This window comes from Asticcacaulis biprosthecium C19 (assembly GCF_000204015.1).
GTDB classification, from domain to species: Bacteria; Pseudomonadota; Alphaproteobacteria; order Caulobacterales; family Caulobacteraceae; genus Asticcacaulis; species Asticcacaulis biprosthecius.
Genome location: NZ_GL883077.1, coordinates 2,348,234 through 2,367,820, shown reverse-complemented (window position 1 = coordinate 2,367,820; position 19,587 = coordinate 2,348,234). Strand labels below are relative to the sequence as shown.

24 protein-coding genes and 1 pseudogene are annotated in these 19,587 nt (G+C 61.4%); 2 read left to right on the top strand and 23 right to left on the bottom strand.

The window, feature by feature from the left end:
• Positions 1-75: 75 nt before the first annotated feature.
• The 5 genes from ABI_RS10695 to ABI_RS10675 all read right to left on the bottom strand — a co-directional run bounded on the left by ABI_RS10695 (position 76) and on the right by ABI_RS10675 (position 3,351).
• Positions 76-330 (bottom strand): hypothetical protein, encoded by a 255-nt coding sequence (locus tag ABI_RS10695; RefSeq protein ID WP_006272970.1) that lies wholly within the window; start codon positions 328-330, stop codon positions 76-78.
• 18 nt (positions 331-348) lie between these two features.
• Positions 349-774, bottom strand: a complete 426-nt coding sequence (locus ABI_RS10690; protein ID WP_040308805.1) for a M15 family metallopeptidase — start codon at positions 772-774, stop codon at positions 349-351.
• Positions 771-974, bottom strand: a complete 204-nt coding sequence (locus tag ABI_RS10685) for a hypothetical protein (protein WP_157138784.1) — start codon at positions 972-974, stop codon at positions 771-773. Before ABI_RS10685 ends, ABI_RS10690 begins: the two co-directional genes overlap by 4 nt.
• 61 nt (positions 975-1,035) lie before the next feature.
• On the bottom strand, positions 1,036-1,764 hold the full coding sequence (locus ABI_RS10680; protein WP_157138783.1) for a class I SAM-dependent methyltransferase: 729 nt from the start codon (positions 1,762-1,764) through the stop codon (positions 1,036-1,038).
• A gap of 18 nt (positions 1,765-1,782) precedes the next feature.
• The gene (locus ABI_RS10675; protein ID WP_040308803.1) at positions 1,783-3,351 is read right to left on the bottom strand and encodes a class I SAM-dependent methyltransferase; all 1,569 of its coding nucleotides are present in this window, start codon (positions 3,349-3,351) and stop codon (positions 1,783-1,785) included.
• A gap of 191 nt (positions 3,352-3,542) precedes the next feature.
• On the opposite strand from ABI_RS10675, the gene ABI_RS10670 reads away from it, so the two are divergent.
• Together ABI_RS10670 and ABI_RS10665 are read left to right on the top strand one after the other, a co-directional pair.
• The gene (locus ABI_RS10670; protein ID WP_211211138.1) at positions 3,543-4,286 is read left to right on the top strand and encodes a class I SAM-dependent methyltransferase; all 744 of its coding nucleotides are present in this window, start codon (positions 3,543-3,545) and stop codon (positions 4,284-4,286) included.
• 89 nt (positions 4,287-4,375) lie between these two features.
• A complete protein-coding gene (locus tag ABI_RS10665; RefSeq protein WP_006272963.1) occupies positions 4,376-5,128 on the top strand; it encodes a class I SAM-dependent methyltransferase in 753 nt (250 codons plus the stop codon).
• Here the strand turns inward: ABI_RS10665 and ABI_RS25195 are convergent.
• The 18 genes and pseudogenes from ABI_RS25195 to ABI_RS10585 form a co-directional block, all read right to left on the bottom strand.
• A complete protein-coding gene (locus ABI_RS25195; RefSeq protein ID WP_157138781.1) occupies positions 5,125-6,144 on the bottom strand; it encodes a hypothetical protein in 1,020 nt (339 codons plus the stop codon). The genes ABI_RS10665 and ABI_RS25195 overlap by 4 nt on opposite strands.
• Positions 6,145-6,146: 2 nt before the next feature.
• A complete protein-coding gene (locus ABI_RS10655) occupies positions 6,147-6,389 on the bottom strand; it encodes a hypothetical protein (RefSeq protein ID WP_006272961.1) in 243 nt (80 codons plus the stop codon).
• Between the two features lie 26 nt (positions 6,390-6,415).
• Positions 6,416-9,130: a hypothetical protein gene (locus tag ABI_RS23635; protein ID WP_006272960.1), complete on the bottom strand. Its 2,715-nt coding sequence runs from the start codon at positions 9,128-9,130 to the stop codon at positions 6,416-6,418.
• The gene (locus ABI_RS10645) at positions 9,127-9,498 is read right to left on the bottom strand and encodes a hypothetical protein (protein ID WP_006272959.1); all 372 of its coding nucleotides are present in this window, start codon (positions 9,496-9,498) and stop codon (positions 9,127-9,129) included. Before ABI_RS10645 ends, ABI_RS23635 begins: the two co-directional genes overlap by 4 nt.
• Before the next feature lie 179 nt (positions 9,499-9,677).
• A complete protein-coding gene (locus ABI_RS23630) occupies positions 9,678-12,140 on the bottom strand; it encodes a phage tail protein (RefSeq protein ID WP_006272958.1) in 2,463 nt (820 codons plus the stop codon).
• Complete coding sequence (locus ABI_RS10635) at positions 12,133-12,561, bottom strand: DUF6950 family protein (protein WP_374188338.1); 429 nt, start codon at positions 12,559-12,561, stop codon at positions 12,133-12,135. The genes ABI_RS23630 and ABI_RS10635 overlap by 8 nt, the downstream gene beginning before the upstream one ends.
• 2 nt (positions 12,562-12,563) lie before the next feature.
• Positions 12,564-13,208 (bottom strand): hypothetical protein, encoded by a 645-nt coding sequence (locus tag ABI_RS10630; RefSeq protein WP_006272956.1) that lies wholly within the window; start codon positions 13,206-13,208, stop codon positions 12,564-12,566.
• A gap of 1 nt (position 13,209) precedes the next feature.
• Complete coding sequence (locus ABI_RS10625) at positions 13,210-13,806, bottom strand: hypothetical protein (RefSeq protein ID WP_006272955.1); 597 nt, start codon at positions 13,804-13,806, stop codon at positions 13,210-13,212.
• Positions 13,803-16,025 (bottom strand): hypothetical protein, encoded by a 2,223-nt coding sequence (locus tag ABI_RS10620; RefSeq protein ID WP_157138780.1) that lies wholly within the window; start codon positions 16,023-16,025, stop codon positions 13,803-13,805. The genes ABI_RS10625 and ABI_RS10620 overlap by 4 nt, the downstream gene beginning before the upstream one ends.
• Complete coding sequence (locus ABI_RS10615) at positions 16,010-16,393, bottom strand: hypothetical protein (RefSeq protein ID WP_006272953.1); 384 nt, start codon at positions 16,391-16,393, stop codon at positions 16,010-16,012. The genes ABI_RS10620 and ABI_RS10615 overlap by 16 nt, the downstream gene beginning before the upstream one ends.
• Complete coding sequence (locus ABI_RS25190) at positions 16,390-16,566, bottom strand: hypothetical protein (RefSeq protein ID WP_006272952.1); 177 nt, start codon at positions 16,564-16,566, stop codon at positions 16,390-16,392. Before ABI_RS25190 ends, ABI_RS10615 begins: the two co-directional genes overlap by 4 nt.
• Positions 16,567-16,589: 23 nt before the next feature.
• Positions 16,590-16,955, bottom strand: coding sequence for a hypothetical protein (locus ABI_RS10610; RefSeq protein ID WP_006272951.1), 366 nt, complete (start codon positions 16,953-16,955; stop codon positions 16,590-16,592).
• A gap of 2 nt (positions 16,956-16,957) precedes the next feature.
• Positions 16,958-17,383: a phage major tail protein, TP901-1 family gene (locus tag ABI_RS26225; protein ID WP_006272950.1), complete on the bottom strand. Its 426-nt coding sequence runs from the start codon at positions 17,381-17,383 to the stop codon at positions 16,958-16,960.
• 142 nt (positions 17,384-17,525) lie between these two features.
• A pseudogene (gene gp17 / locus ABI_RS26650) lies at positions 17,526-17,801 on the bottom strand (tail completion protein gp17); the annotation flags it as partial.
• The gene (locus tag ABI_RS10600) at positions 17,794-18,051 is read right to left on the bottom strand and encodes a hypothetical protein (RefSeq protein ID WP_157138778.1); all 258 of its coding nucleotides are present in this window, start codon (positions 18,049-18,051) and stop codon (positions 17,794-17,796) included. The pseudogene gp17 and the gene ABI_RS10600, both read right to left, overlap by 8 nt.
• Before the next feature lie 11 nt (positions 18,052-18,062).
• The gene (locus ABI_RS10595) at positions 18,063-18,407 is read right to left on the bottom strand and encodes a head-tail adaptor protein (RefSeq protein ID WP_006272947.1); all 345 of its coding nucleotides are present in this window, start codon (positions 18,405-18,407) and stop codon (positions 18,063-18,065) included.
• A complete protein-coding gene (locus ABI_RS10590) occupies positions 18,407-18,964 on the bottom strand; it encodes a head-tail connector protein (protein ID WP_006272946.1) in 558 nt (185 codons plus the stop codon). The genes ABI_RS10595 and ABI_RS10590 overlap by 1 nt, the downstream gene beginning before the upstream one ends.
• A gap of 137 nt (positions 18,965-19,101) precedes the next feature.
• A complete protein-coding gene (locus ABI_RS10585) occupies positions 19,102-19,521 on the bottom strand; it encodes a hypothetical protein (protein ID WP_006272945.1) in 420 nt (139 codons plus the stop codon).
• Positions 19,522-19,587 lie beyond the last annotated feature (66 nt).

The window sequence follows — 19,587 nt, the reverse complement described above, 5'->3', positions numbered from 1 at the left end:
TCCTCTTTACCCCGATGTGTCAACCTCATCGAGGGTTGGTATTGCAAGAGAAGTCAAATTCAAAGGCCGTCGGAATTACTTGAACACGAGCGCCATGATCACCGTAAACATGGCCCCACCGACCCCGATCAGCAGCAGATTGACCCGGTTGGTGAGATCCTTCACATCCCCCTTCACGGTCGTCAGCCCGTCATCGATCCGGCTGTAGCGCTCGGCGCACACCTGTTCATGCGTCGAAATATCGGCCTGAGCCTTCAGCGCCCCCGCGAGCGCCCGTTCTGCCAGTGCCCGTTCCGCCAGCCCCCGTTCCGCCGTTGCTTCATCCGTCATAGCGACCACCTTTCCAATCTACAAACTCCGCCCGGCCTGAAAGTCGGCGATCGACAACCCGCCGCTGTACTGAAAGTGCGGATATTCCCGGAACCGCCGCCAGTCCCCGGCCCATTCCAGCCCCTGCGCCTTGCCGATGGCACCCACTCGCTGCCACAGCCGGCCATCTTCCCCGGTCGTGCCCCAGACCGGCTTCCCGTGGCGCAGCGGCACCATATCGAACGCCACCCGCCAGTTGTGAAAGGACTGCCCGCCGCGCGCGTTGGTAACCTTCTTCCCTGGCCGAGTGCGCCCCTGCGCATAAAGCGCATTCTGGCTCTCATGATCCCGATAGGTCGAGGTCACCAGCAGCTCGATCCCCTCCCCTTCGCAGCGCGTCAGGAAGGCCCGCGCCCTGGCGGCAACGACGGGATGCAGCGCGGCAATATCACGGCTGTTGATCACGGGCGGTCTCCCTGGGAGGGCCGGCTCTTGCCCCAGTAATATCCGGCCACCAGCGTCAGTATGCCGATGATGGCGGCGCCGGCCTGGATAAACATATCGCGATTACCCTCAGGGATCGGCACAAAAGCCAGAACCCCCAGGATAAAGGCGACAAACCCGATCAGGGCAAAGATCAGCACATGCTGCACGTCGATTTTCACGGCATCCCCCAATAAAAAACGCCGCTGTGAAGCGGCGTTTGCAAAATATCTCTTGAACCGGTTACCGGCGCTTTCGCCAGAAGGGCGTATCGACACGCCGCGACCCCTTGGATCTTGGATTGATCCAGACGTGCCGGACAGCCTCCTTCTTGGTGACAAAGTCAGCAGAAGCCGTACGAACCCAGTCCACAAAAGAGTAGACCTGGCCCTCCCAGTAATGCTCCACTTGGGTGGCCACATCCCCCTCGGAATAGTATTTCGGCATCCATCCTGCGTGCACCTTGCGAGAGACCAAAGGCACGTAGTCCATCGACACAGGGCAATCGTCGAAGAAATACATCGAATTATAGAGGCACATCAGCCCGCCCGGCTTCAGCACGTCATGCAGCAGGTTGATGGTGTCGATGAACAGACCAAACTTGTAGACATCCTTGATATTCACAACCCCCTTCGGAAGCGGATACCGGCAGAACACGCTCATCCCAAGGATCAGATCGTACGGCCCACCGGCGAAAATCGCTTCATAGGTCGATTTTTCGATGGATATTCGGTCATGAGAAATGGTCGCCGCCTTCTCAAACGCCTTGTCGTCCAACTCGACGCCCTTAATGATAGCATTCGGGAAGATGTCAGCCGCATCCAGGCACTCTTCGCCTGACGAACAGCCAAACGACAGAATGCGCAAGGGGCGGTCCCGGCCCAGAACAGCCGCGGCCTCCATCATATAGACGGTGTTTTGCCCTCGTGCTGTATGCGTATTGATCTGGTGACGCGGTACCAGTGAAGTCATATCAAAATTCCGACGATCTCACGGGCACATCTCTGCCAGCAGAGTCTGCGTACGCTTGAGGCGCCGCACGATATTCTTGTCGGGAGACTTTCCGGCGTCTGACCGGATGCTCTCAAGCAACGCCTCGGCCCCCGTCAGGTCGCCCCCCTCCCCCATAAGTCGCGCCGCAATCATGCGCAGCGTCGCCACCGTCTCAACATCCGTGAACCGCCGCGCAAACGACAAGACGAAGTTCACCTTCTCATCACTGGTGAAGTCATCGTTCACAATCCGGGCGACCTCCTCCTCGGATATCAGACTGTTCACCCCCATCAACAGCGACGGCGCCTCGACCTTCAACACCGTAAAGTGCGACTGAAGATAGCCAAGGACATACTGAATCCACGGCGCCTCCAGATGCACGAAATCCTGCTGCACATATAACGTATGGCCGGGTATCCAATACGGCGCGAACTCGGAATAGAGGTGCGCATTGAGCGCAACCGATTTGCCTATATCGGCAAAGAACAGCTCGATCGGCTTCCCGCACCACCGCTGCGCAGCGAAATCGCCGGCATAGATATTCACGCGGTCGATAACCGGAGCAATGTTGCGAATATACTGCGGCAGAAAACTTCCCGTCCGCTCGACCGGCGGATTGAGCAGTTTCTCGTAGTTCGGCCCGGAATTGACAAACCGGTCGTAAGCGTGCACCCGCACTGTCTCCGCAACCCGTCCGTTCTTCAACCCCAGACCAAGCGCCAGCGAACTCGACCCCAAGAGCGAACCCGCATCGACCACCTGGCCCAGGCCTGTCACGTGCCGGCGCGCAAGCTGATAGAGCAGACCCAACTCCTTGTTGTTCATCATGCTCGGCACGGTTTCGAACACGTCACGTATTCCGAAACTGTAGGGCTCGCCCAGAGCGAGGCCGGCGAAAGCCGCCTCCCCCGTCAGTTCCGCCAACGCCCCGGCGCAGCTCTTGAAGACGGTCTCATCCGCCACACAGATCCCGAAATCGTAACTGACATTGCGCACGCCCTCGAGCACATCGTTCAGACTGATGCAATCCCAGCCGCTGCTCTCAAGGATGTTCCGCCAGGCCGAGGCAATATTGTCGTTCGCTGCGATATCGTCGAACACGATGACTTTCGGCTGAAAGGCCTCGACGGCTTTAAGCGTATTTTCGATAAACGTCTGGTCTTTCAGCGCATCGATGTAGAGAAGATCAATTCGCCTGTCCCCGACCAGCTTCGTCAGCTTCTGAACCGACGACACGTCCGGAAAATTGCCCGTCACCCGCGTCACGAACGGCACCGCGTCCAAAGCCGCGTTCTCGTGTAAGGTCGGGTCGAAGGTGATAATTTTAGGCTGGACGGTTGCGCCCTTAGCCCCAGCGACCATGGCAAGGGTCGAACCGCCATGATAGGTGCCGATCTCGACAATCGTCTCCGCAGCCAGCAACCGCACCAACCCGGCGAGCAGCCGATAGTACGGCATCGTCCCGTAATACCCCGAATTGACCGGAACCGGGCCATAGTGGCAATGCGACAGGTCAATGTCCCGACCCGCGCGCCACGCGCCTGCGATCAAGGTTCTAAGCTTCATCGGGAATCGTAAACCTTGTGAAGGCGAAATGCACGCATAACACAGAGCGGACACTTTTAGTCAAGGGAAAGCCGCTGTCTGTAACCGGCGCCCCCTTCATGGCGGCGCGACAACGGCTCCGGGGAGCGCACCTGCAATCTTACCGGTTGCGTCGCCTCCTGCCTTTTGCTTTTTGTTCCCGAATGGAAGACTTGACAATCCAACAGCAGGCCAACTCTCACACCTTTGCCGGTCGCAACGACAGGTTCTTTCAGGCGCTGGGACGCAGCCTCAACAGATCTGCCGGAGCACCGCTGAAAGTTCTGTCGTTTGGCTGCTCGACCGGGGAAGAGTGCCTTGATCTCGCCAGAATCCTGCCCGACGCGAACATATTTGGAACCGACATCAAGCGGAGTGCACTCCAAAAGGCACAAGTGACCTGCCCGCCCGACATTACCGTGTTTATGTCGACCCAAAACGCGATCCGCGACCACGGCCCTTACGACGCCATAACGGCCATGAGCGTCTTTTGCCTCTGGCCCGCCACATCCGGCCTGGAAAATATCACTGAGGTCTATCCGTTTTCGACATTTGAAAGCGGCCTTCTAGGTCTCTTCCAGCACCTGAAGCCAGGCGGCGTGCTCTTGCTCCAGAATGCCCAGTATATGGTCGAAGACACCACACTCGCCGACAAGCTTGAACCGATCGACGACATTGTCTCCGATTCTTCAGGCTGGATCTTCAAATGTGCACCGAACGGCGACCGCCTGACCACCTCGCAAGTCGACTACGACGGCCGTCAATGGAGTTTTCCCGACTTCTTCCTAGCCAATGCCGACCGGATCAAGGACACCACCCATCCCATTGAATTTTCGGTTTCGCATCGCTGGACCCCCGGCCCAGAGATTTATGGTCGCAACCCGGACATAGCCCTGTGGCGAAAGATCAGGGAATAAATCGGATCTGAAACCGCATTTCGTGCATTTGCGCAGGGCGTCCGCAAATTTAAGTTGCGCCGGCAAGGGTGTTTTGCTTCTTTAGCGACATGGACAACTTGACCATCCAACAGCAGGGCAACTCGCACACCTTTGCGGGCAGGAACGCGGCCTTCTTTAAAGCCCTTCATCGTGCCTTCGGGGAGCAGGCGGACACCCCTTTGAAAATCCTGTCGTTCGGATGCTCAACTGGCGAAGAGTGTCTGGATATCCAGAAGGAGTTTCCCAATGCCCAAGTCTTTGGCACAGACATCAAGCAATCAGCCCTAAAGCAGGCGATGGATAAATGCCCAGCGTCAATGACTATCTTCCCGTCAAACGAAGCTGCCATCGCGCAACATGGTCCTTACGACGCTATCACCGCAATGAGTGTGTTTTGTAAATGGCCAACCACATCAGAGTTGGCCAACATCTCCGAACTTTACCCATTTTCCACTTTCGAGGCCGGGCTCGTTAATCTCGTCCGCAATCTCAAGATCGGCGGCATCTTGCTGTTGCAAAATGCTCAGTACATGGTCGAAGACACCCGGCTTGCGGGACACCTTCACCCCATCAATGAGACATTTAGGGAGTCGTCAGGCTGGATCTTCAAATGCCTGCCGGACGGTACGCGGGTTACAACTACGTCTATAGAGTACGATGGTAAGGTGTGGGAGGCCAAAGAGTTCGCTGCGGTTTATCCGATTGACGCGAACGATCCGAACAATTCCCTTCCATTCCGAATGTTGCACCGCTGGCATAGCGATACAGTTCTAAACGGGAGGCAGCCCGACATTGCGCTTTGGCGAAAGATGTCTGATTAGGCCGTCACCCCGATGATGTCAGTAACGAACCGTCCGTTCAACGTCGCCGGACATGCCCAGCCGCCACCACCCACGACCTGCCCAGACAGAAACTGATCCGCCGTGCCGTCGCCAAACTTGACGCTTATGTTATAGGTGTCAGAAGGCGGTTTTACCGACAAAGAAACGCCGACGCGGATATCGGGCACTGTTTCGCCTGTGTCTATTGGAGAGCCCCACCTCGTCGCCTCAGAAACCTGAACAGCGGAAATCGTGAACGCCGACGTTGATAATGATGAAGCAAGCCTCGTTGACGAAATTGAAGGCACGATCGCGAACGTAACACCTGTCGATGCGCTGCCGGTAGCAGTTGCAGAAAGCCAAACAAGGAAACGTCGGGGACAGAGCTCAACTATACCAGATGTAATTGTATTAGCTCCCTTTGTCCCAGCAAAACCGTTTCCCAAGAGATCGAAATTGGCGTAGACACCTGTACCAAAGCCACTAGACCCAGCAACCAATTGAAAATAGTCGCCTGACGAATCCTCAACGATAACGTAGATTAAATAGGTCTTGCCGGAAACGATTGTCGCAAGAGTATTCGACCTAGAATGAGACCCGGATGTACCATCCGCTGTTATCCGGCATCCGGTAAGTCCGAAAGGACCAGAAACGTTAGTTTGAACCGTCGCCCTCGTCGCTGACTGCGGACCTTCAGATTGCGTTATTCCGCGGAGACCCAGCCCCGTCTCCTCCGGCTCCACCAGCAGCCCCAGATCCGTAATCGCCGGCACATCACTGTCAAACCGCGTAAACGTCCCCGCACTGGTCAGGGCATAACATTCGGACGGCCGGGAGAAGCTCGCCGCCGTCGGGTCCGCCACCAGAGCCGCAAACGACGTATATTCCCGCCCATTGATCCAAGCCCAGCCGGCCGCCGGCTTGATATGAAACGCCGCCCCGGGAGCCACCCACGACGGTACCGGACGCGGGCCGCGAAACGCCAGCCCCATCCGGCCAATGCCAAATCCCATCATCCTCAGCCGACCGTCACGTCCTGGTTGGCGACCACGCCGAAATACTCGATCCAGCCCGACGGCACGGTCAGGCTCTTGCCGCCGATCGTCAGCACCACCGGCGTACCATTGGCATAGACCCGGATCACACCGCTGATCGCCGGCGTAAAGCTGGCGCTGTAGCTTTGCACCGGCCGCCCGGCCACCGGACCGTTCCGCCCGCCGCCATCGCCCAAAGCCTTGAACAGGGTAATTTCCGCCGCCATCTCGTATCCTTCCACAAAATAAGAAATTACAATCCCAGCCGCAGCCGGGTCACTTCAACCGGTTCGCGCACAAAGCTGAAATCGCTGTCCGATGGCGCGCACACCGGCCGTTCGAAAGCCAGCCAGTCCTCGTCATCCGCGATGAGATAGACCCGGCACGTCGCCATGGCCCCACTCCCCCCGCCGCCGTCTAAACTCACCGTGACAATGCCTTCCAGGTTCGCGCCCACGAAATCCACCACCACCGACGTCACCTTGCCGCCGGCCACCACGGCGTGCGCCGTCGGCCACACCTTCTCGCCATGCGAACCACCGCCGCCGAACACCACCTGCGGCGCCGCCGCATAGCCGCTGCCGCCGGCCGTCACCGTGACCGACCGCGCACTGCCGAGCGTCGGCGTGTAATAGATCCGCAGGATCAGTTGCTCGGCCTCCGCAGGCACGGCGGCCGCCGATGTGAAACTGACGTCCCCCTCCGCCGTCGTCACGGGACAGGCGCCATTCGACAGGTCAATACCATCGGGATCCAGGTCGCTGTCGCTCATCGCCGCCACACTGGTCCGGTATTTCAGGTCCCACGACAGTTGCTGATTGTTGTCCGACCACGTCGCCCCGCACCACGCCCGAAGCCGGAACGACGGATACCGCCCCTTCAGCTCATGCAGCCGGTCACCCGTGATCGACTGCGCCACCAGAAGGCTGTTCCCCCCGCCCGTGCCCTGACTGCGTTTCAGCCTGACCGCATACCGCCCGCGCTTTCCGGCGATCCGGCTGACCATGGCATTACCGCCTGAGCGCGCCCCATACCATCCCGCCGCCCACTCCGTGCCGGTCCCTGTCAGGCTCAGCGTCCCTGCCGGCCACTGCAGGAATTCCCCGTTCAGCAGGATCGGTGGCCCGCCATAGGGTTCATACAGCGACGGATAACGGTTGCCATAACCTGACCCGACATGGTCGACCATCCGCACCGCCGGTCCGTCATAATCGATCTCGCCAAAGTAACAATTGACCGGCGCGATCGGCGTGATCGAGCCAGCAAAAGCCCGCCGGAAAACCCAGTCGCTCTCGCCGTCGTTCCAGATTGCCTCGACCAGGTCGCCGTCCTCCGGCGCCACAAAGCCCCGGGATACAGGATCGATCTCACCGAAATAGTCCGGCGTCGCCCCCTTGACGCGAAAGATCCAGTAGACAGCCACCGGCACCCCGGCGATCTCCGTCGTGGTGCCGCTCGCAACGATACCATAGGCCCGCCCGCACTCTCCGCCTGGCGTGAAATTGGCATAGCGCCAGTCGCGGTCGATCCGCCCGCCGCCGGTGATGTCCTGGCGGCTGATGATCTTGCCGAAGCTGGAATGCTGGGCATAGTTGCCGGCCGACGACCCGACCGACCCCGCCACCCCGCCGAATTTCGCCACCGAAGAATTCCAGTGGCCGTTATAGTACGACGTCACCAGATCAACCCGCGACCCGCGCCCGGACATATGCACCCCGCCCAGATGGCACTCGACCGCCTCAGCATGGCGCACATGCATCCGGTCGCCGGTCAGAGAACAGGCCGCATCCCCCGTCCGGTGGGCATACAGGTAGTCGCACGTCCATTCCGTACAGGAATAGGTAACCCCCAGGGCCTCTTCCCCCAGCGTGTACCAGGTGGTCTCGAGGTCGGCCATCCGCCCGATGCCCTTGCCGGCGACATAGCTCCCCGGCGACACGGAGGCCGGATGCGCCACCACCACCTGCGACTCCGTCGTCCCGCCGCTCATCGCCACGATCTCGAACTCACCGTTGAAGGCGTCCGCCACGCTCGACTCGACATGGCTGATCCGCACCCGCTTGCCGACGCTCAGCTTCGGGATTCCGACCTGATCCACCGTCGGATTGCGTGTCACCGTAAACGTCGTACGCCCGCCCTGGTCCGCCGACCACACCGCGCCGCTGATCCGGTTCAACGCCACCTTGTGCGAGATTTCGCGCTGCGACCACAGATACGGATGGCTGCCGGCCGTTAACCGCGTATCATCCACCCATTTGCGCACCCACAGCACATGCACCTTGCTGGCGCCCTGGTCGCCATAGATGCCAAACCCCGCACTATTGCGAACGCCGGCGGCGATGGTCAGTTCCGAACCACCCTTCACCGCCAAAGCCGGTCCGTTCAGCTCATAGCCGCGCACCGTCGCATTGCCCTGCGTACAGTGGCTCAGCAACAGGCCGGAATTGCCGTTGTAATACCAAAGATCGATGTCGAACTGGCTGCACCCGCTGAACTGAAACGCATAGGTCGAAGACCCGTAAACCTTGCCCTGATAGGTCCACGATCCCGGCCCATAGACCTCGCCTCCGACAATACTGAAATTGCGCAGGTTGCTGCCGGTAATCGCCACGGATGCACCGCTGGTGTTCGACACCCGCTGATGCGTGAGGATCGAACCACTCAGGTCCAGATCCACCCCCGACCGCATCTGGATCGGTGTGCTGCCGATGTCGAACAGCCGTCCCTCGGTCGACAGATAGACCCGCTGACCCAGCCGCATGGCCTGTTCACTGGCCGCATCGATCGCCGCCTGCAACCATTCGCGAGCCGTCAGACTGCCGCGACCGGTATCGGCCACCGACCGGACGACCGGGGGAATGCGGTCGGCGACGCTGCGCCGTTCCGCCCCGTCGAAAGCCGAAAACACCGGCGATCCCGACCGGCCGCGCGCCCCGCCGACCAGAACGATATGACGCGGCGCCGTCATGGCCGGACCCTCAGCAGGCCCGCGCCGATCTCGCTGGGACTGTCGTCACCGTCATAAACCGCCGTCAGCCGCCAGTCGAACACGGTGAAGTCCAGCCCCTCCTTCAGGACAAACTGCGCCAGGTCGGCCGCCGACAACCGCACATCGATCTCCCCGGCGGTGGCATCGATGACGGTCAGCCCGCCCTCGCCTTCCTGATCATTCTGCGTCACCGCCACCGGTCCGCTTTCGAACCGGAAGCCGCTGTAGTCGCCGAGATCGACGGGCTCAAACGCGCCGTTTTCGACATGCGCCATCAGGGTCAGCCCCGCGGCAAAAAAGGTCCCTGCCGTGGCCAGCAAAGGCACGGGCGCATAGGTAACGGGCATGGTCCGCCTCCCGAATTTTCGAACATACTTTGCGAAAGACTATCCTTCCTTCTCCTCCCTATCGAAGATGGGTAGGGCGGGTGAGCGCCGCCGAGATATATCTCGGCAAGCGCAAGGAAGCGGTGGAGGGGTATCTTGCAGGTGGTTGCAACCAATCAAAATATTGATTTCATTGCACTCTATGCGAGCTTGGGCCGCACGGTGACCCGCGCCTTGTGATAGGTGTCGGTAGCGGACACAGCGCTGCCGCTACCGATCGTGTCGTAGCCGACGCTTAACGCGCTGATCGTCCCTTGGTGGGCGACATAGAAGAATTCCTTGCCGCCATCCTGCCCGATCGCGCCGGTGATGGTCATCTGCCGGCTGACCACAGTCCCCGCCGAGCCATTGGCCTGCTGCCCGCCCATCCGGCCGGCATAGATCCAGGCATTGGGCGCACTGCCGGACACGCGGTAATAGACATCGACCACCGCTGAATAGATCGTCCCGCCGGGCGTGCTGAACGCGGCCGGTGTCATCGTCGCCGAAAAGGCGTAGACCCCGCCCTGGGCATCATCGGCCGTCGGCTTGTCGATGTACCAGTTGAGATCGACCTCTTGGACACCGGACGCGCTCTGCGCCGTCAGCCCGCTCGGCGTTGTGTTCTTGATCGACACGGTCACCGATGACGTCGACAGGGCGGTCACCGTATTGTGCCGCGCCTCCCCGCTGGCCGGGACGATACAGTTGGCGGCGTCGATATACACCTCCGGCAAGGCCGGCAGCACCTTGCCGAAGTCCAGCGTATCGCCGTCACTGACATTATCGAAAACCATATCTCCCGGCACCTCGCCGGTAAAGACGGCATCCAGTTCCTGTCGCGCCCCAACCACGCCGTAGACCGTGCGATAGCTGATGGCGACCTCGTAAGGGGTAAGCCCGACCAGTCCCGTAATCACCGTCCCGGTCGCGCGCGGTGACAACAAGGTCCATACCTTCCACGGATCGCCGCTGTCGCTGCGATATTCGACGATAATCTCGGTCGTAAACGGATTGTCGTTGGCGCCGGCAACCTGGATCGACAGCGCCGTCACCCCACCATTGCTCTCAACGACCGGTGTCGCCGTCCATCCGGTCGGAGCATCGACGTTCGCAAAATCGGGAAGGCTCAGCCCCGGAATGACCGGCGCCGCCGCCTCTTGCCCCAGCGCCCAGTCATGCTTGGCCTCGGTTTCAGTGATCAGCGTCATCGACACCGCCCCGGTTTGCGGATCGATCTGGCGCGACGTAATGATGGCCTTGCGCCCCACAACCGCCTCTTCGACCACCTCGCTCAGCCCGGCGGCCTCCACATGTACCCGGATGCAATCCCCCGGCCGGTAGCCCATCCATTTCGGCCCACAGGTCAGGCTGATCTCCAGCTCCCGGCCATTGGCAATGTCATAGGCGGCCAGTTGCGCCGCCTGCCTGGCATTCTGCACGAACGGATAGTCGATCTCACGCGACCGCAGTTCGCCATCGGCATCGACATAGTCGCTCTTCGTCACGGGCGAAGCCGCCACCACCTGCCAGTCATGCTCCGGCGATCGGAAACGCGGTGTGACCGAATTGATCCGGTCCCGCCGCGACCGCACCGCCTTGACCGAAATGGCCCCGAGAATATCGCCGGCCTCCATCTGCGCCAGACTGGTGCGCGGCGCATTGACAATGCAAGACACCCGCGCCCCGGTCATCGACGGTCGTCCCCCACCCGCCTGCAGGATGGACTTGAGCACCTGCCATTTCGAATCCCGTGTCGAAAACTGTCCGCCGCAGGTCCACGACAGGTCGGGGTCTTCGCTCACCAGGTTGGCGTCGGCAATATTGGCGCCTTCGACGAACGACGCCAGATCGATCATATCCAGGTCGATCCCGGCCCCGGCGACGCGCTTGCCGTTCTGGAACCAGCCCAGGCAGAACTGCAACCCGATGACATAAGGGTTCTCCGTCCACGCCCAGGTCTGCGGATCGCCTAAATCCTGCGCCTCATCGCGCGGATCCCAGCACCTCACCCATTTCCCCAGCCACATCGGCTGCGGCACCCCTGACGGATAGGCGTCCGGATCGTAGTCCAGCACCCACCACGCCTTGGCCACACCCGACACCTTGTGGTCGCTGGTCCAATGCGTCGGCCGATCACCATACGACAACCCCGAAGGCCACGCGATCGCGGTTTCGGGGCTCACGCCCAGGGTCTGGGTCTGCCACATCTTGCCGCCCCAGCCGGACGCCAATCCGCCCGCCCCTAGACTGGTCGCCGTACGATTGGCATAGAAGGTTTCGATCGCCTCCACCGGCCCGGCGGCGCACAGGGCGACGATGAACGACATGTACTTGTTCTTGGCGCCCGACGGATACTGGTGGACGATATTGCCCCCGACCGCCGTACGGCCGACGGCGACGGGCAGCCCGGCGCCCAGGTCGGCCTTGAACGCCAGTTGCGTACCCGGCCCTTCCATTTTCGGCGGCTTGGGCGCCAAAATCGACGACAGCAGCATCGACCCGGCGAACTTGGCCCCCGCCCACAGGATCGGATGCGCCGCCGCGAAGGTCGCAATGGCGGGAAGCGCGGTCGTCGTCACCCAGGTAAAGGCGGCGACCGCTATCGAAACCGGATCAGCCATGCGCCCCTCCTACCGGTGGCACGCGCCACGCCGCCTCCGATGTCAGCACCCGGCTGACGGTAAAGAGCCCCTGCCAGCTATGCAGAGCCGCGCCGTTACCGACATAGATGGCCAGCGCCGGAAACGGCAGCTCGCTCGGCAAAGCCAGAATATCGCCGGGCAAGGCCGACGCCGCGGGGATCCGCGCAAACCGCTCGTCCAGCATCGCCTCGACACTGGCATAGCCGCCCCGGCGGATCGCCGACAACGCCCCAGCCACCGTCCGGTAGGCGCCGAACCGGACCAGCAACACCTTGTGCCCCATGGCCTTGACCAGGCACGCCGCCATCCGTGCGCAATCCCTGCGCCCCCAGACAAATGCCTGCCCCTGGTACGCGGCCATCACCGCGTCCACAGCCTTCTGACGTGCAATCAACGACATGCTCACACCGCCCGGTTGCCGCGGCCCAGGATCAGGCTGGTCACGCCCTTGACCGCGACCACGGCCGGCCGCGGCCCTTCGGCGCCCCACGGCATCTGCTGTTCGACTTCGGTCATGAATTCCAATCCTTTTTCCCCCGGCCAGACCGACTGGTGAAAACTGTCCGAAAGCGTGATCGCCTCATCCTCGGCCTGAAAGCGCACGAAGTGCGACACCAGGGTAAAGGTCACGGCGCTACTGGCGCCATCCAGCACCATATCGACATCATCGACTTCGCCCTGGAAAACCACCTCGGGCGTACCGACCACCGCACCGCTCTGCGGATCGAAGGCGCCAATGTACAGACTCGCCGCGCAGCCCTGCGCCGCCGCAGTCGCCAATCCAACCAAAAGGGCCGCATCGGCCGGCCGGACGGTCAGCAAAAACTCGGGCGCCTCATCCCGATCGGCCTGATCTCCGATCGCCTCCAAAGCACCCAGGGCGCCAAAGTCCGGATCGAAACCACTCCACACCTCGCCACCAAAACTCAGGGTTCCGGCCCCGTCCAGCAGATGGACCGTCTTTACCGGGTGCGCCATCCGCACCGCAAAGAACAGGCTGACCTGCGCCCCTGAAAGCGCCGCCTGCAACTCCGAATTAAACGGCATGTCAGCGCGCCTCGATCAGCGTAAAACCGGTCGTCACGATCCCGGTCCAGGCCTGCGACCAACCCGCCTCATCCTTGCGGATCCAGCCCTCTATTTTCGGCCCGGCCAACTCGACCACCGCTCCATCCGCGGGCGACATCCGCAGCATTGGCGCCAAACTCACCGACACATCGCCACTGCCGTCGGCCGTCGCCGCGGCGGTTGCGAAGTGCAGATAACGCACACTGTCCTGGATCACCGAAAAAGCCTGCCCCGCCCCGACGACATAGCCCGGCGTCAACCCTTTCAGGTTCAGCACGGCCCCAGCCTGGCCATCACCGTCCACCAGAGGCGTCCCCGGATCGCCGACGCCACCGTCCGGCAGCGGCAAGGCCAGCCGCGCGGGCTCAAGCTTGCCGCGCAGCAGCGCCGCGACCCATGCGTCCCCAGCGCCGCCGCGCTTCAAGGTCGGCAGGCTGACCCGCACGCCGGTCTTGTCGCCCAGCCGGTTGATTCGGATGGTGGCGCCATTGAGCGGCCCTTCCAGATCGCCACCAGCCCGGATTTCCAGGAAGTCGATATCGCTTTCGCGTGGCAGAGCCGGCAGGTCGAAACTCATAGCAAGGCCCTCCGTCCTTCGCGCGCCCGGTTGAACCGGTTCATCCGGTCACCGCCCTGGACGGCCGCAACCCCGACCTGGACCGCATGGGCCCGGGCTTCGGCGATGATGGTGTCGGCCAGCACCGCCCCCTGGGCATTGAGATGAATGGTCTGGTGAATAACCGGCGCCTGGGCACCGGTCATGTTTCGCGTCTCGGCGGCCGTAAACACCCGCGCACCGCGTGGCAGATCGACCAGCTCCGGCCCCATCTCGCCCACCATGGCCAAACCACCGGGGTGAAAATCCGTCCCGACAGCATAATGCGGAGCTGGCAGGAACGGCGGCGTGCCAATGCGTCCTGGCATGGACAGGCTGGGCATACCGCCGCCGCCTGAAGTTGAAGTGCCGCCAACCTTGAATACGCTCTTCAACCAATCGAAGGCCCCCTTTTCGAGGGTCATCAGACTGTTGTTGGCAATGGCCGACAAGAACCGGGTCAGCGACGCACGCAGAACGTCAATGCCCTTTCCCCCGTTAGTGGCGATGTCGATCAGTCCCTTGTTGAAAGTCTCCAGTCCGTCGACAGCAGCGCTTTCCGCCGCATCGTTGGTGTTCTCGATCTGTTTGAAAAACTTGTCCAACGGACCAGCGTTGACCTCCTCGATACCTTTGATGCGCGCGTCGTGCGCCGCCTTCAAAGCTTGGGCTTGTTTAGGGCTGGCCACGATGACTGTGCCATCGGCGGCGAAGGCGCGCGCCGCCTCGGCATCCTGAGCGGTCTTGAGTTCGTCCATCGCTAACTGAAAGCGAATATCTTCAGCCTGTATTTCCAGCGCCATACGCTCGCCGCGGTCGGTCGTTAGCGCCAGGCGGGCATTGATGACCTCCAGTTCGGCGTTGCGGATCGCGCGCGCGCGATCCAGCAAGCGCTTGTCCGCAGCGACCTCCGCTTCAACGTCGATCGCAGTCTGCCGGGCCGCAAAAGCCTTGTCCCGATACATCTTGGCTGTTTCCAGATCGGCCAATTGGGCGACTTTGTTCGTGCTGTTTCTGTCCATGACATCGGCCACCGCCTGGGCATGGGCCTCGTCGGCATGACCCTGTTCCAGCGTCAGCAAATCGCTTTGGATCTTGGCGCGCGCCTTGGCATCATCGGTCATTGCAAGCAAGGCGTTATAATAATCGCGCTGCGCGCTGTAAGCCGCCGCTTCGGATGAACGGTCAAGGCCGGCCGTACTGTCGGCTCTTGAACCGCCACCCGGCGTGTCGATGACCGGCGGCGGTATGCCCCCACCGATTTGCCGGGCGTCCCGCCGGTCAAGTAACTCGACGGCATTGTCACGCACCTTCCCCTCATGATGCGCCAACTTTCGTTTTGTGTGAGCGGACAGATCGTCATTTCTGTTGCGACCGTCCTTATCCACGACATTGCCGCTCGCGTCGACATGCCATCCTTTGCGCGCCGCCTCAAAGCCCTTGATGCGATTGATCTGATATTGATGATTGTCCATCGAAGTGATCAAACCAGCCTCGGTCTTGTCGGGAATACTGCGCATGTTGTCGGCGATGTCCGCCGCCCAGCCGGCTCCAGCACGAATCCATTCCATCAAGCCCACCAGAATGGGCCCCAGATCAACCAGGGCCGACTTCAGTTGGACATCGATTGCCTTCTGAAGCGTCTCGAATTCGTCATTCAGCTTGTTGCCGCGCTTGATCAGTTCGCTGTCCATGACCAGCCCCATTTCGTGCGTCTTCTGGATCAGACGGTCCTGCTCATCCACGGATTGCGACAACAGGTCCTTCATGCCTTTCAGGCCGAACTGGCTGATAACGGCCGCGCGTTGCGCCTCGGACAGCTCTCCGAACTTGCCACGTACGGCATCGAGTGCCCCTTCCACACTCGTGAAGCTCTTGATCTGCTCACGTGTAAATCCTAGCTTTCTGAACGGTTCCACGGCGCTCTGAACGCCTTGCCGAGCCTTGCTCAGGGTGTCGCCAAAATCCTCCAGAGCCTTATCAGCGTCCTTTTGCTCGCCCCCAACGGCCTCGACTGCGTAGCGATATTCCTGCAAGGCATCGGTTGTGACATAAAGACGCTCTGCGCTGTCGTGAATCTCATCGGCGAAACTCATCGCCTTGCGCGCCTCTCCCAAGGCTGCGACAAAAGCAGCGACCCCGATGGCAGCTACGGAGGCAATCGGTCCCGCCTTACCCATCGCACTCAATACGGTGGGCAAGGTTTCCGCCACGCTGCCCACACTACCGGCAAGACCCCGAAGGCCTTCCCGACAGCACCGAAGACTTGCGCCGCGGAACCGATTCGACCTCCGCCTTCGCTTTCACCTCCCGCCGGAGCCCCGCCGCCCGTACCCGCTCCACGCTCACGCTGCGCCGCCCGAACCTTCTTCATGGCCGCCTCCGCACGGCGCGCCGCCAGGTCAGCCTTTTGCCCAACCGCGTCAAACGACGACGACAGCTTGCGGATATCCGCCGCCATCGCCGCCGCCTCGGTCTTGACCCGCACGCGGGCACGCTTCAAACCCGCCGCCAGGCCTTCATCATCTATGGTAAAGCGGTAATGGGCCTCGCCCAGTCTGATGCTCATGTCCAGCCGTGCTTCTGTTTCTCGACCGCCCACGCTGCATTGTGGGCCGCCAGTTCCTGGGGATCTATCGGGTCTTCGAGCGGATCAGGCGCCGCGCAGTTGAAGTCTAGGAACCCCTCGACCGCGCAGTTCCATTCCTTTAGGCTTAAGCCCCAGAACTCCGCCCGCGACATCCGCATCTTGCCGAGAGCGAGGTTCAGCCAGTTGGACCAGAGGTCGCCCCCGGAGTCTTTCTGACCTTTTCCCCGCCCCCGGCGCCCGCTTTTTTTGGGAAGAGCTGCATCACCAGCGTCTTCACCACCTGAAATGCGGCCTGGAACTCGGCCGACGACACGTTCAGCACCGTCGCCGCCTCCCGTTCCAGCCCGCCATCCACCAAACACTCGACCAACAACCGGTTGAACGTCTTCACATGAGCATTGAGCACCGCCACAGCGATCTCGTCGACGCCGTTGAAGCCGCTCTCATCCTCCACGGCCGCCAGGCCGCGCAGGGTCAGAAGGACGGCGTGCTTGCCGCCATCGATGGTGACGAAATCGCCACCGCGCGCCTTGATGGTCATTGTTAGGACACCGCCGTATAGGAGATCGCACCCGACGAGGTTCCGCCGATGGAATAGGTCACCTCGCCATCATGATTGCCGGCCTCACTGACCTCGGTCAGGAAAAATGTCCCGGCAAACGTCCCCAGGCCATTGACGAAAATCTTGTAGCTCTTCAGCGTATTGCCAAGGCGATAATCGAAAAGCTGGCCCATCAGGGCCTTCTCGGTCGTATCGTGATCGATGACCCCGCCGGCCTGAAAGGTGGCATTGCGCACGCCCTCCCCACCCAGCAGCTCAGTCCAGCCGGCGCTGTCCGAATTGGTGATATCGACGGGCGAACCGTTGATGGTAAAGGTCTTCGACCGGAGCGCCGGCAGCGTGTCCCAGGTCGTGCCCGAGGTGTTGACGGTGATGGTCATCAGGCGACCGGCAGATGCAGTGGTCATGGATTATCAGCCTCCGAAGATTTGCAAACGATAAGTGGATTGATCGACATAGGCCCGCCCCGACTTGAAACAGTCGCTGTCGCTCCGGCGGGAATTGGGCAAAAATGCCGAGGCCGTCATGACCCCAGCAGTTCAAAACGGTATGGACAGCATCACCGGCGGCGGCCACCACGGCCGGGCCGGCATCCTCCGATCCCCACACCGACAGGGTCAGGGTCATCACGACACCTTCGGCCTCCGCATCGGTATTTTGGCTACGTGTCCGAACTCGTTCCGTAACAACATAAGGCGTCTGCGGCTCATCGGCGTCGGACGGCGCCTCCAGCAAATACACCCGATCCCCGACCAACGCACGCAAACCGGCATCAGCGAGCAACGCCGTCTGGACGGCGCCGACAATGGCAACGCGTTCAACCATCACCGCCCCCTTTTCGCCCTACGGCATGTAAAATCTCATCGGACTGCCCCCTGACCGCATCCGCGACCAGATCGCCACCCCGCATGACGACAATCGAAACCTCGTCGTCTTCGCTGGTAACCTCCAGCCGCGCCCAGGGCATCCGATCCTCGATCTCCGCGGCAGTCACCTCAGCCGCAGCTTCCAACGCGCGCCGGACGCGCGCCGTCTCCCGCCGCACAAAATCCTGTGGCAAGTCGGTCCAGGTCATTTTCACGCCCATCACTTCACATCCGCAAAGCTCAGCCGGATCCACGACCGCCCGGCCGGATTGGCACTCAATATCTTGTAGGTTCGCGCAGCCGCCTGACCACCGTCACGCGACGTGATCTCCAGCCTCTGCCCGGCCTGGATGACCGCCGTTTCGCTGTCGTAGCGCAGTGTCGCCACACCGCGGTTGCCGCCGTCCTCACGGCCCGACCGCCCATCCGGCACCACCGCCCAGGTGACGTGGGCGCAACGGGTGACCCAGGGCGCCCAGCTCTCCCGCCGCCCACCCATGGCATCGGCGTCGGCAACGGCCTGCAGGACGACAACCGTCTCCGTCAGGTCACGCAAGCCCACCATCACAACACCATCCGGCGAAACCCGGAGACCAGCTTGTTGTAGCCCAGCCGGATCTCTTCCAGCGACGCCTGCTCATAGGCCTGGCGGTTCTCAAACCAATGCGCCGCCAACATCTTGATCGCCCGGATCAGCCGCGCCGGGATCAGTTCCGGCGCGGCATAGCCGCAGCGAAAATCGATCCGCACGGCGGACAGGTCCAGGCCAGCCGGCGCATAAACCGCCTTGCCATGCGGCCCGCGCGTCAGCCAGTCGTCGGCATCCACCTCGACACCTCCCAACTCAACCGAGGTGACGGCCAACACCGGCCCGCGCTCGACGACGACCTGATCGTAGAGTCCTTCGCCAATCCTGACCGTTGTCAGACTTCCGAGGTTCAACCAGGCCCGCCAATGGGTCTCGACCAGCGACAGCCCGCAATCGGCTTCGACGGTATCGCGCGCCGCGGCGATCAGTTCAGCCAGCAGCGCATCATGATCGGCGCTTTCGATGCGCAAATAGGCGCGCAAGGTTGCAACCGAAACCGGCTCACTCGCCGGCGGCGTGATAAGTTCGAGCATGTCCGATCCCGCATAGAGGGTTGAAAGTATTTTATTTTTTTATACTCCCCCGCTATGCGGGGGAGGTGTCTCATGTGCCGAAGCACATGAGACGGAGGGGGGATTTCTTGGCGCGATAGTCGACCACGACCCCAGCCCTAATTCCTCGCCGCCGGCGCCAGCTCGAGATGTCCCTTCAGCCAGACAGCCGAGAGAAAAATATCGCCGGAGTCATTACCGGACGGCGTCACGACGGCCTTCAGATACCGCTTGCTGCCCTTGTAGCCGATCCAGAAGGTCAGATTGTCCTTGCTGAAATCGAACGACGCCTGGGCCTCGGTTCCGATCAGGTCGGCATCGGCGACGGCGGTATAGGTCGCGTCATCGTTCGATTCCTGGATTTCCAGGGCGAACGTGGCGTTGGCGTCAGTATTGGCGCCGGTCAGCAGCACGAACGAGGCCGACCCGCAGCCCTGAAGGTCCAGGGCGGTCGATGTGATCGCGGTATTGTTGGTACGCGCCGCGACGGGCGTAATCGCCGCCACAGGGAGCAGCTTCGAAATATGATCGAGCATCATCGCTTGATATCCTTGAAAAAGCCAAATGAGCAGAAGAGAGACCGTCAGGAAAATGGTTCAGGCTCG